Origin of the sequence: Paraburkholderia piptadeniae, from assembly GCF_900007165.1 — a bacterium.
Classification (GTDB): domain Bacteria; phylum Pseudomonadota; class Gammaproteobacteria; order Burkholderiales; family Burkholderiaceae; genus Paraburkholderia; species Paraburkholderia piptadeniae.
In genome coordinates this window covers 1-11710 of sequence record NZ_CYGY02000155.1, presented here as the reverse complement: position 1 = coordinate 11710, position 11710 = coordinate 1, and the positions used below count along the sequence as shown (strand labels likewise).

The window sequence follows — 11710 nt, the reverse complement described above, 5'->3', positions numbered from 1 at the left end:
GGTCTCGCCCGATGACCTGAGGGTTGTAGGGTGCGCGCATGATCAGGTGCCCGTCCGTATGGATCAGCGCCATCGTGCCGTGGGGCCCGAGCGTCAGCCCCGACTGCAGCCTGCGGAAGTATTCGAGCTTAAGGGTGCCGACCGCCACGCCCCGAAAGGAACCGTCCGGATTGTTGATGCGCCGGCTCAGCACGATGATCGGGTCGCCCTTGCGGATCCGCGACACCAGCGGCGCACTGACATAGAGACCCGCCGCCGGGTTGTCCCGATGCACCGTGAAATAGCGCCGGTCGGCCAGATTCACGTGGGATGGCACCTCGGAACGGGAATCGATCAGCACGTTTCCGGCGGCGTCCAGGACCAGCATGGAGCCGAGATCCTTCGCGGTGGCGGCGCGGTCGAACAGTAGCGCATCGCGTAACCGCGCCGGCAGCGCCATCACCTCTGGCTGTCCGACGCCATCGACAACGGCCTGCAGCGACAGGTCATAGAGTTCAACGTTACGCAGGATGTCCCGCTCGATGACCAACAGCGTGTTGCGTGACGCGTCGCGGGCGTGCTCGAGGGCGTCCTGCCGCCCGTCATACAGGAGCACCGCACACACGGTCAGCATGGCGAACGCGATCACCAGAGCGCCGCCAATCACAGCACGGGGTGAGCCAAGGCGTGCCAGCAGGCGGCCAGATAGGGAGCGGACCGGAATCACGCGGTTTGCCTTCTTGATGTTTTTTGACAGATACCGGGCCATGCGTCGGCGGACATCCATGGTCCAGCCGGGCAGCCCGTCTGGCTCCGTGCCGGCCTGTCCTTCAATGGCTGCCGGCCCGGTCGGCAATGTATCAAAAAAATTGTCGGTGCGGCCGGCGACCAGGCTCCTGAATCTCGGGCCAGTTCAGGGAGCGCGACGGTCAATGGCGTGGTCGACCGCAGCCGCCGGAGAGTGTCGCTGAATCGGCGCGCCGTCAAAACCGCAAACTCCCCGTCATTCATGCCTCAATTCGCTGCATACGTGCGGTTGCTGGGTAGTGCATTGCAGCAAATGTGCATGCAATCAATCCCTTGGCGCAATGCCCTACATGTTGTCCACAGACTCATCCACGCTTTCTGTGGACAACTGGAATCCCGTCGCACCAGAGAACCTGCACGCAAGGAGGCGGACCTATTCGTTTAGATAAGGCTGTGACGAAGCTGCCCGGGGGTCGCGCCGCCCGCGGCGTGAGCCTGCCCGGTGGTAGAAGGGAGAGTCGATGCGCGGGTGCCCTGATGAGCTGCCGAGACAGGGTCGAGAATGCTTGAGGCCTGATACAGGCAAACCCAATCCGGGTGCTCAGGCTGCAGCGGATCGAGCTCGAGTAACCAGTTTGTGCTGCATATGCGGCAACGGTAACGTTGCAGGAGCACGGGGCGTCGGCCGAGCGGACGCAGCCGTGTCGGCCCGTGTGTGATCCGCAGCCCTTCGTGTGGCGGCTTGACCATCGCGCCCAGTTGCATTCTTTCGCAGGCTTCGCAGCACATGACTGTCAGGGTGGCGCTGGAAGAGTGACCGACTAAGCACCGCGCCCGGCGATGGGTAGCGAGTCAGTAGTTGAAGAAAAAGCCCGCACGGCGGCGGGCTGAATCCATATCAAAAGGAGACATGGAGGAGACAGGGTTTAGTATAAACCCTTAGTCTTGCGATGCAAGGTGCTGTCGTGTCGCAACTGCACGTTGGCTCACGCGTCTCCCGCGCGAAATCCCACTGGCGACGAACTCCTGTTGCCGAGGCGCAGTCCGCTTTGATCCAGTCTTCTGATCGGCCAGCAGTGTCGCACGTGCGCAGGAGAAGATGCTCGAGGGCGGGTGGTTGTTTCCCGGGCTCGTTCCCGTTGATCCACTCAGCCCGCGGCAACTGAGCCGCGCCATTCATGTCGCAGCCACGGGCCAGCGTGGCAGCCTAAGGTGATGTCGGCGTCGAACAGTGCCGCACCGCAGTACGGGGCGGGCATGTGCTGCGCTATTCGATTACGTTGAGGCATTCGATGCACGTCGCGCTTTGTACGACGAATACCCGAGAATCGCATCCATCTCGCTGACGATATTTGCGACGATCGTCCCGGCCGGCAGCACCTCGCGGATCAACGCCGCCGACTCGCCGGCGATCACGGCCGCCATGTCGTACTGCCGTGTGGCGCGCGCCTCCATATAGCGCGGATGCTCGACGTGCAACTGCTGCAACAGCTCGCGCTCGCGTCCGGCCCACTTCTCCGAGAACGCGTTGCGCAACACGCGCCCCGTGTAAGGTGCGGGCCAGACGTTGTTGCGCACAATGTCGAACAGGATGCCGCGCACGGTTTCCTCACCGCCCTTGCATTCGACAATGCGCCGCTTTGCTTCGTCGTCACCGCTCGCTTCTTCGCTCGCGTAGAAGCGCGTTCCCATCAGGATGCCGGCCGCGCCAAGCGCGAGGGCCGCCGCGAAGCCGCGCCCGTCCGCGATTCCGCCCGCAGCCACCACGTGCACGCGATCGCCGACGGCGTCGACGACTGCCGGAACAAGCGAGATCGTGCTGCAAGCGACACCATGACCGCCGCCTTCGGCGCCTTGCGCGACGACGATATCGGCGCCGCAATCGACAGCCTCGCGGGCCATCGCCGCCGTTTGAACCTGGCAGATGGCGAGAATGCCGGCCTGCTTCGTCTTCCCGATGTGCGCGCTCGCGTCGCCGAACGAAAACATGATCGCGGCCGGCGCATGCTCGATGGCGACCTCAAGCAGGTGCGGCTGCCGCGACAGGCTCCACGTGATGAAACCGACGCCGACCCGCGCGCCGCAAGCCGCGGCGAACTGCTCGCGCAGCCACGCCTCGTCGCCGTAGCCTCCGCCGAGGAGGCCGAATCCGCCCGCCTTCGTCACGGCCGCGGCGAGCTTGCCGTTCGCCACCAGATCCATCGGTGCGAGCAGCACCGGATGGTCCACGCCGAGTTGCTTCGCCAGTCGCTCATATCGCTCGAACATCGCCGTCTCCCGCAGTGATGACCCGTTGATCGCACGCCCCAGCCTTTGCATTAATACTGGAGCACGATGAGGCACGACCCAAGGAGCACAGCGTCATTTCTTCGATGCCGAACTTGCCAGAAGCATCCGTAGTCTCACGATCAACGCCGACCGAGCGGCTCCGCACGCAAGGTTTTCCTTTGTGCAGGGATGGCGCCACCGCGCTTGCCCAGTCACGTAATTGTGCTGGCGCCAGCAGGCGTCGCATTGTTGAACGCCGGCCCAGGTCCGGAACTGTTCCTCGCCTGCTGTTAAGCAATATGTTCCAAACGCGGTTTCCTCTACCTGCCACCATCATGAAAGACAAAGACCACGATTCCAATCCGGTTGCCGGATCCAAGCCGGGTGCAGACCACCATTACCGGTTCCACGCACCCCATGTTCACCTCCATTCGGTATTCGGCGACGACTGGTTCGCGCTGAAGGCTGAATCCTTCGCCCGCTTTTTTGGCACGCCAACTTTTCTGATTGCACAGACGGTGATCGTGGTGGGCTGGATGGCCGTGAATATCCTGGGTTGGACCAAGTTCGACGTCTACCCTTTCATTCTTCTCAATCTTGCATTCAGCCTTCAGGCAGCCTACGCCGCACCGCTGATTTTGCTCGCCCAAACGCGTCAGGCAGACCGCGACAAGGCACATTCGGATGCCGACGCGCGTCATCGTGAAGACCTCGCAAAAGCGAGCGAGGAACGCCAGCTACTCGCCGCGAACCAGACCGAGTTGCTGCTCGGATTGCTTCAGCAGAACACGCGGCTAACTGAAATGACAAAACAGATGAGCGAACGTATAGAGGCGCTGACTCTGGAATTGAATAACAAGTTGACCAAACCCGGGACGGGGACGCAGGTTTAATTGGGAAGCGCGTGGTATCGCTCTCACAAGAAATCAGCGGGCTTCAATGTGTGAGCCAGGCCACACCGGACAACCTGCTGCACGTGCTGCTAAACGGTATCGATGGGCCGGTGACAAAAGGGCTCCGCTACATGCTGCCTTCCGTGACTCATTCGACGACAAGCGGATCGCCGACGTCGCGCGTTATATCCGCACGCATTTCGCGTCCGATCAGCCGGCGTGGACGAATCTCGAACAGCACGCGGCGTCCTGCGCAATGGCAGCCAACGCTGACAAACGAGTGGCTGCGCACATGCGTGTGCAGCGCTCGCGTCTCTCGCGTGGAAGGTGCGATGCGGGCTCCGTCAATTTTCAGGCGTCATGGCCCGGCGTCATGCCCGACCAGACGATCTCCAGTTCGACGGCGATCGAACGCGCCAGCCCGTCGAGCCCCGGGAACAGCGATGCGTTCGTGATGTTCATCCGATACAGCCACTTCATCGCATCGACGGGCACACTGGCAGGCAAAATCACCTTGTGCAGCAATTCCTCGCTGCTCTCGTAGTCGTCGAGAATGCGCGCAAGTGGCCGGTCGATTACACCTGGCACCACGAACGTGCCCGATTGCGCGATCAGGCGGTCGTCCATTTCGGTCGGTTCACCGAACCAGATCACTTCGTGCCGGTTACAGAAAAAGTACTGGTCGAAGTGGCCTTGCACGCGCGGATCAATCACGTCGCGCGTCAGACCCGGATCGCCTTTGGGCAACGCGCGACTGTTGTATAACGCAGGTGTGTTCAGCGCATAGACGGCCGCGTCGCCCGTCGCGCGTTCGAGCGCGAAAAAAGCGGCAACGAAGGGGCTTTTGGTGAAATCGAGCAGCCGTGTCGGTGCGCCGTGGTGCTGCATCAGGGCGAGGCAACGCAGGTCATTATCGAGAAGGCCGGGATGTTCGAGAAAGTTGTGTGCCTTGCGGCGGAATACGCGGATCGCGCGCTCCTCGCGGGCGCGCCATTGACGCTGATCGTCAGCATAGGCGCGCAGGTAGCGCGTGAGCGAGCTTTCGAGCTGCCACGCAGTATTCTGCTGCCCGCGAAAAGCCCAGCCGTCGAGCGTCGAGGTTAGGGTCATGAATTGCGCCCAGTCCCTCAGGATAGTTGTCTGCATCGGTAGGTCCTCCGAGGCGCGAACGCGCTGACGATGCGCGAGGCATGCGCGCATCGTCAGCGCAGACCAACCATAACGTGACAACGTGTCAGTAAGTAGGAGACCGCGCCAAAGAGGGGGCTGGATTCGGGTCTGCGAAGATGACGGACTCCGACTCTTCCGAAGCGCCTTCCGTTCTCCAGTTGCGAGTCAGTTGCGCGGCGTCAGCCCGCCGGTCTGGCGGCGGATCCTGATTCCGGAGCAGATCACGATTGCGCAACTACATCAGGTGACGCAGCTCGCCATGGGCTGGAAAGACGAACACCTGCACCGGTTCGTCATCCACGGATGGCATTACGGTGGACAGGTGCGCGCCGCCGCGGCATCGGTTGCGTTGTCCATCGCGAGCGGACCATCCGCCAGGCCGCCCGTGATCTGCCTGCGGTCCGCCATCTTCGCGAGGATCGACGCATCGAGCGATGACGGAATGTTCACGTTGACCGTCTCGACGGCTGACAGCACGGCCACGCGAGGCAGCGGCACGCCGCACGCGCGGGCAAGATCGATCGCGCTTTGCACGATGTCGGCCTTGGTCGGCAGATCCGGCGCGATGTTGATCGCCGCGTCGCTGACGAAGAACGGATGGTCGGGCGTCGGCACGTCGAGCACGAAGACGTGGGAGATGCGCTGACCCGCGCACAGTCCGCTGTCCTTCTTCACCACGTGCGCGAGCAATTCGTCGGAATGCACGTTGCCCTTCATGATCCCGCGGACCTCGCCCGAATGTGCGAGCTGCACGGCTTTCGCGGAAGCGGCGTCGTGGTCTGCGGCGTCCATGACTTCGATGTCTCCCAGTTGCTCGCCGCATTCCGCCGCCTGCTTCCAGCCGCACGCGCGAACCGATCAGCACTGGCTTGATCAGGCCGCGCTTCATCTACCGCAGCGTCCCGCACAGCGAGTTCGTCAGGCCAGACCGGCAATAACGGGAGGCGGGAGGCGATCTCGATCAGCCGCGCAAAGTGATCGTGTTCGTCCATCAGCAGCGCAGGCAGATCGGATTCGTTCGTCACCACGCGGTGCAGCGGCGCGTTGACTTCCGCGCGGCCCTAGGCGACCACGCTGCCATCCGCGAGCGTCACGCGTGTATCGAGCGCGACGCGCGGGCGCGCGTGTCTTCTCGATCACGCGCACCGACACACGCAGCGTATCGCCGATACGGGCGCGCTCGCCTAACTCGAAATGCTGGGTAACGAGCAGCGTGCCCGCGCCCGGCAGCAGGTTGCCGAGCACGACACGAGCGAGCCCACCCACATCGAGGTCGCCACCGTATCACTCTTGCCGTCGCCGTCCACGTCGATGCCGGGTATATGCATCGGATTGAGATTGCCCGACGCGTGCGAGAACAACACGATGTCGCGCTCGGCAACCGTGCGTTCGATGACGGCCTCGCCTTCCCATGGCGGCGCCTGACGCCCTGCAGTTCGTGTCTGCCGATGCCCTTCACGGCAGGCGTGCTGTAGATCGAATGGAAAAGCGTTTCGAGCCACGCATCGCGCACGTCGCGATACAGATTCAGCTGGCTCTCGACCATGGTCGCCCAGACGCGCTCCATCGCGGCGAACGGGTTGTCGACGTCGACCGGCTGACGCTGCCCGCGCGCCTCTTCGGCCCATGCGCCCACAGTGCCCATGAACGGATTGAGGTCCGAGAACGTGCTTCTGCGCAGGCGTATCGGCTGGAGATCGCGTGTCGCCTGCGCCACCTCCTGCGTCACCGTCGCGCGCACCCAGGGGCGTACGGCGATGTCGTAGACCTCAGTGGCGAGTTCCGACAGGCGCGCGACAGAGGCAAACACTCATCCTCACGACCATCGTCGATGCCGAGAACGTCGTCGATCGTGCGCGCCTCGAAGCGGATGTGCACACGGTCTTCGGCATCGTCGAGCTTCATCTCGAGACGATCGGGCACCTGGGCATTTTCGGCGAAGACCTGTTCGCCCACTTCTCCGAAATCAAGACTGAAGGCTTCAAGTCATTGCAGGAAAACCAGAAAGTAGCTTCGACGTGAAGATGGGACCGAAAGGCAAGCAGGCCGCAAATATTAAGCCTGTGTAACCGGCACGCGCATCATCCTCGCATAACCCGCCCCGCGCGGGTCACATTTCTTTCGTCGTTACAGGCGATGCCGGATTCTGGGGCGCCTGCTCCGCAGGTGCGTTCCTTGCCACCGCTTTTCTCGTCCTCGCAATTACCCTCTCCCCCACTTTCGCTTATCGCTCGCGTTCTCATTGCGCGATCGGCGCGTCGCGCAAAGCGTCATAACCACACACGCCCCCTCAAACATTCGATGTGAAGGCCGTGCGACTTTACGAGAAGATCGCCCGTTTGCGCCAGCAGATGCGTGAACTCGATCGGATCAGAAAGGATTTGAAGAAGCGACCTATAGTGCCTTCTCCCGCCCACTAGATAAAGTTGACGTTTTTTATCGTGTGCATTAGTGATCGTGCATGGATCGGTGTGAAAGCAGCAGCATTGCCTTGTCACCCTTGATAGGCATATCGTTTCCGGGTCATTTAATTCGATATACAAATTATCGTCAACGAAATGTAAACGATAACCAGAAGTACGTTCTGGAAATACCAGCCCTGCACTAATCACTCAACGCCTTTAACCACGCGGGTTTCGACGCCCGATCATCACTGCGGATCCGCCACAACCCGGCTCCCTTCTCCATCCCTTGCAGGGTATCGGCTAGAGTTCGATCTGACGCGCCGCTCCGTGTCATCGCATTGTTCCCGCGAAGGCCGAAGTCGTTGCTGACCGCTTACCAGAACCCATGGAGACATGATGCAAACACAATTCAGACGATGCGCGCTTGTTGCCGCACTGGCCCTTTCGCTAGTGGTCGCAGCCTGTGGCGGCGGCGGAAGCTCCCCTGACGCGACGGCTATTTCGAAGGCGATGGGTGGACAACAGGATGCAGCTGCACCGGCCACCAAAACGACGATCGCCGTGCCCAACTCCACAAAATTCAGCTTTGACCTCAGCTACGTTGACTCGGGAAAGTACTATCTGGCTGACCGGAGCAATGCGGCAATCGACGTAGTCGACACGAGCAGCAACACGCTAGTCAAGCAAATCAAGGGGGGCTTTTTCGGAATCGGCCCGACCCCCGATACATCGGGACCGGCCAGCATCGTCGGGATACCGGGTTCCGGCATCCTCTATGTCGGCGACGTGAATTCGATCAAGATCGTCGACGCGAACGCCGGCCAGGTTCTCCAGACCTTGCAGATCAGCAACTCCGGGAACCGTGTTGATGCAGGATGCTACGACCCGGACGACCAGTTAATGATGTTCGCCAGCCCGGCCGAGTCGCCGCCGTTCGTCACCTTCATTTCGACCCGGAATCAGACGATTGTCGCGAAGCAGACATTTCAGACGTCCACCGGGCTCGAAGCGTGCGTGTATGACGGCAGGTCCAAAAGCTTCATCATCAATAACGACGGCACGCCCGCAAACCCCGACGGCGAGGTGGACGTGATCCCGGTAAGCTCGGTGCTCGCGGGCGCGCCGTCGGTCAGCAAGGTGTTCCCACTTGGCGCATGCGCACCGACCGGCCTCGCACTCGGGCCGCACAATGACATGATCGTCGGCTGCGATCCGTCCGCGGGCAACCCGCTGATCACGCTGATCCTTAATCGCTCGAGCGGCGAGATATTCGCGACGATCCCGTTCGGCGGTGTCGACCAGATCGCCTACGATCCCGTCACGAACCGTTACTTGCTGCCCGCCCGGCATTACACGGCGAGCGGTATCGCATCCGATACGAGCTTCGTGCCGACGCTCGGCACAATCGATGCGACGTCGCGCACGCTGGTCGCCCGGCTCGCGATCGGCAACAACGCACATTCGATCGGCATCGATAGTGCGTCGGGACAGGCATACCTCCCGTTCGCGCCAGGAATCGCTGCTTTCCCCAATGGCGGGATTCAGGTCGTGACGACCGGAGCAGGCGCTGCCAGCAACTCCGACAGGAATAAGGGCGACTGAAAAAGGCTTCGCCAGCAGGCCGGCGTGCACGCGACCGGTACTCGGCTACAGCGCCGTGCTGGCGACTCCGGCCCGCCCTACTCTCGTTGAGAGCCACCCTTCCAACAGCTGCTGGGGTGGCCATTTTCGGGCGATCCATACACTGATACTCCTTCCGATTTCGGAAGATGCAGGTCCTTTTGGAGAAGACATGCACGACAACCTGATTCCCGTCATCGTGGGCCGGAAATGGCAAATTGCTCAGGGGTACTATGCGGTTGAACTTCGAACAACGTCCAAATCGGCGCTTCCGCCGTTTAACGATGGATCGTGCGTCACGGTCTGTCTGAATAGCGCTGGCGACAAGGAAAGAATTTATCCTTTGCTCCGTGTTTCGTCCCTGTCCGATGGTTACGTGGTAGGCACGAGACAAGAAGATGATGGCAGAACGGATAGTCTGCTATCCGGGTTTCTTCCGTTGAATGAACGAGACGAAGTGTTTGTCGGCACCCCAAAAAGCCCGCCGACAATTTTGGATGATCGTGCGCGATCTATCCTTTTTGCCGGCGGGATAGGCGCCGCATCGATCGCGGGAATCGCGAAGCGGCTTGCATCGGCGGGTCAAAGGTTCGAGGTGCACATCTTCGCCCGATCGGCCGATCGCGCAGTTCTTCGAGAAGAATTTGACGCGCTTCGAAGTCACGGTACGATCTATCACCATTTCGGCCTGTCCGATGATCTATTTGCGCAGAAGAGTTCCCACGCAATGAGTCCAACTCATGCCAACACACAGATTTACTGCAGCGCCCCCCTGCTTTCATGAATCTCATTGAGCGCCAGGCCCGCGAATGGGTGTATGCAGCGAACGTTCATAAAATCGCCCTTGGCGACCAAACGGCTTGGTCATCGGCAATACGACGGCACGGTGACTGAGGCACGCTTTCCGCAGCTGATGCAATCGCTCGTCGGTCTCGCCCGTTCACGCCTATCTGGGGCTTTGGAATACAGCAAGCCACCGTCCAACGCCTATTGACAACCCTGAGCGGCCCTACGCGGAGTAACGACGAGTGTTCCATCAACGGTTGGAACCAGCCATTGAAATGTGGCGAGTGTCGCTTCCCCGACCGCAGGCACGCATCAAGGTTGCTTGCCCGGATACCAGTCCTTGTACGTCCGAACCTCTTGCGGTGCGAAACCATACGCCCGTCGAAATGCGCGCGTAAAGTCCGACGCGCTCTTGAAGCCGACGGAAAAGGCGATCTTCGTGACGGGAACGCCAGGGAATCGAATGCGATCGTTCGCCGCAACTGCAGCCGGAGGTGACGGATGTAAGCGTGGAGCCCACCTTCATGTTGGAACAGCGGGTAAATCGTCGCCCGCGAAAGCGCGAGCGATTCGACCACACGCTCGGGAGAGAGGTCGAACTCAGTCAAATTGGCCTGCACATGCCGGCGTGCGGCGTCAAACGCGATCGCGCGGACAATCACTGGTATTTAAGCCAACCGGAGACCTGATAGGAACAGCAATTGCGCGGGCCGCTCCAACCGGGAATATTGGAAACCGCAAACGAAAGCGGTGCGTCTTTCGGCGCGCCGCCATCCTTCCCCGTAGCACTATCAGATTTTTGCGGTTATTGACCCGTGTACCCAACCGGAACCGTCGAATTGTTCGCGGCAACCGCCGCGTTGTTCGAGACGATGTACTGCGGCACTTCCGTCAGCGTCAGCCACACCTGGCCGTTCGAGTACGGAACCGTCGTGGCATTGCCATAGCCGTCGATCTTCGTCACGTTGCCCGACGTACCGGGGTTGTCGACCTGCAGCGAATAGCCGGTCGAATACGTCTGGCTGTACTGGCCATTGCTCGTCGGCCACTGCGCGTTGCTGTGCGTCCACGCGGCCGTCACGACCTTGCCGTTGCCCAGCTGCTGGAACGCATACGCAAACACTCCAGGCGGCGTGCCCTTGACGCGGCCCAGCGTGTTCGTGCCGTCGAGCACGCGGGTCATCGTTGCGAAGGCCATCGCTTCAGGCTTCGGCGACAGGTTCGACGCGCCGAATGCGCCTTGTGCGTCGTTCAGGTCGAAGAACGAACCGTAGCCTGGTTCGCCCGGATAGTCGGCGCCGTAGAACAGCGTCGTCATCTGCGCGCCGCCGCCCAGCACGATGATGTGCGAGCGCACGCCAACGGCAGCATGGGCGAACAGCTGGTTCTGCGACGGAGTCGTCGGGCCGTAGTTGATGCCCGGGTCGTAGCTCGTGCCCGCTTCCGTGAAGAACAGCTTCATGTTCGGCTTGCCGGCCTGCATCACCGAGCGCAGCTGGATCATCTGGTTGTCGAGCGCGTTGGCCTGGTTCGCCGGATCGGGGTCCGAGTCCTGCAGTTCAGGCGGATGCGCCGGATACGTACCCGCGTTCCAGTAGCCGTGCGTCGAAACGGCATCGATGTAGTTCCACAGGCCGAGCGCGCCGAACTTCTTCAGGTAGCCCGTCGTACACGTATCGCAGTTGGCGGCGAACGGATTGCCAGTGCCCATCACGATCGCGTTCGGATCGGTCGAGTGGATGCCCTGATAGGCGGCCTTGTACATCGCGACAAAATTCGCGTCGCTATCGGCCCAGCCGAGGCTCGGCTCCCACGTCACCTGGTAGTAGTTGTTCTGCTGCT

9 protein-coding genes and 3 pseudogenes are annotated in these 11710 nt (G+C 61.3%); 5 read left to right on the top strand and 7 right to left on the bottom strand.

The genetic code is table 11. The features are described from left to right. Together BN2476_RS43560 and BN2476_RS43555 are read right to left on the bottom strand one after the other, a co-directional pair. Positions 1 to 748: PDC sensor domain-containing protein (locus tag BN2476_RS43560; RefSeq protein ID WP_268958030.1), on the bottom strand; the 748-nt coding region annotated here is incomplete at its 3' end. Between the two features lie 1253 nt (positions 749 to 2001). Then, the gene (locus BN2476_RS43555) at positions 2002 to 2994 is read right to left on the bottom strand and encodes an NAD(P)H-dependent flavin oxidoreductase (RefSeq protein ID WP_087740295.1); all 993 of its coding nucleotides are present in this window, start codon (positions 2992 to 2994) and stop codon (positions 2002 to 2004) included. Positions 2995 to 3329: 335 nt separating this feature from the next. Here BN2476_RS43555 and BN2476_RS43550 point away from each other — a divergent pair, with 335 nt between their 5' ends. Next, positions 3330 to 3887, top strand: a complete 558-nt coding sequence (locus BN2476_RS43550; protein WP_235851241.1) for a DUF1003 domain-containing protein — start codon at positions 3330 to 3332, stop codon at positions 3885 to 3887. Between the two features lie 351 nt (positions 3888 to 4238). On the opposite strand, the gene BN2476_RS43545 is transcribed toward BN2476_RS43550, so the two are convergent. Next, positions 4239 to 5033, bottom strand: a complete 795-nt coding sequence (locus BN2476_RS43545) for an FRG domain-containing protein (protein ID WP_087740293.1) — start codon at positions 5031 to 5033, stop codon at positions 4239 to 4241. 85 nt (positions 5034 to 5118) lie between these two features. Between BN2476_RS43545 and BN2476_RS49865 the strand changes: the two are divergent. Then, a pseudogene (locus BN2476_RS49865) lies at positions 5119 to 5316 on the top strand (IS1096 element passenger TnpR family protein); the annotation flags it as partial. Positions 5317 to 5366: 50 nt separating this feature from the next. On the opposite strand, the gene BN2476_RS43535 reads toward BN2476_RS49865, so the two are convergent. Together BN2476_RS43535 and BN2476_RS49860 are read right to left on the bottom strand one after the other, a co-directional pair. Further along, positions 5367 to 5849, bottom strand: a complete 483-nt coding sequence (locus BN2476_RS43535; RefSeq protein ID WP_087740292.1) for a phosphate acyltransferase — start codon at positions 5847 to 5849, stop codon at positions 5367 to 5369. Positions 5850 to 6147: 298 nt separating this feature from the next. Then, a complete protein-coding gene (locus BN2476_RS49860; protein WP_087740291.1) occupies positions 6148 to 6867 on the bottom strand; it encodes a DUF3141 domain-containing protein in 720 nt (239 codons plus the stop codon). 125 nt (positions 6868 to 6992) lie between these two features. Here BN2476_RS49860 and BN2476_RS43525 point away from each other — a divergent pair. From BN2476_RS43525 to BN2476_RS43515, 3 genes and pseudogenes are all read left to right on the top strand, one after another. Then, positions 6993 to 7126, top strand: a pseudogene (locus tag BN2476_RS43525) (cold-shock protein); the annotation flags it as partial. Positions 7127 to 7858: 732 nt separating this feature from the next. Next, positions 7859 to 9064, top strand: a complete 1206-nt coding sequence (locus BN2476_RS43520) for a YncE family protein (RefSeq protein ID WP_087740296.1) — start codon at positions 7859 to 7861, stop codon at positions 9062 to 9064. A 190-nt stretch (positions 9065 to 9254) separates the two neighbouring features. After that, positions 9255 to 9866: a ferredoxin reductase domain-containing protein gene (locus tag BN2476_RS43515; RefSeq protein ID WP_235851239.1), complete on the top strand. Its 612-nt coding sequence runs from the start codon at positions 9255 to 9257 to the stop codon at positions 9864 to 9866. Between the two features lie 314 nt (positions 9867 to 10180). Here the strand turns inward: BN2476_RS43515 and BN2476_RS49095 are convergent, their stop codons facing one another. Continuing rightward, positions 10181 to 10303, bottom strand: a complete 123-nt coding sequence (locus BN2476_RS49095) for an AraC family transcriptional regulator (protein WP_235851242.1) — start codon at positions 10301 to 10303, stop codon at positions 10181 to 10183. Positions 10304 to 10673: 370 nt separating this feature from the next. Then, positions 10674 to 11710 (bottom strand): annotated as a pseudogene (locus BN2476_RS43505) (hypothetical protein); the annotation flags it as partial.

Coding starts and splice junctions, on each gene's coding strand:
- BN2476_RS43555 (WP_087740295.1), bottom strand. CDS start 2,994: ATGTTCGAGCGATATGAGCGACTGGCGAAGCAACTCGGCGTGGACCAT.
- BN2476_RS43550 (WP_235851241.1), top strand. CDS start 3,330: ATGAAAGACAAAGACCACGATTCCAATCCGGTTGCCGGATCCAAGCCG.
- BN2476_RS43545 (WP_087740293.1), bottom strand. CDS start 5,033: ATGCAGACAACTATCCTGAGGGACTGGGCGCAATTCATGACCCTAACC.
- BN2476_RS43535 (WP_087740292.1), bottom strand. CDS start 5,849: ATGGACGCCGCAGACCACGACGCCGCTTCCGCGAAAGCCGTGCAGCTC.
- BN2476_RS43520 (WP_087740296.1), top strand. CDS start 7,859: ATGCAAACACAATTCAGACGATGCGCGCTTGTTGCCGCACTGGCCCTT.
- BN2476_RS43515 (WP_235851239.1), top strand. CDS start 9,255: ATGCACGACAACCTGATTCCCGTCATCGTGGGCCGGAAATGGCAAATT.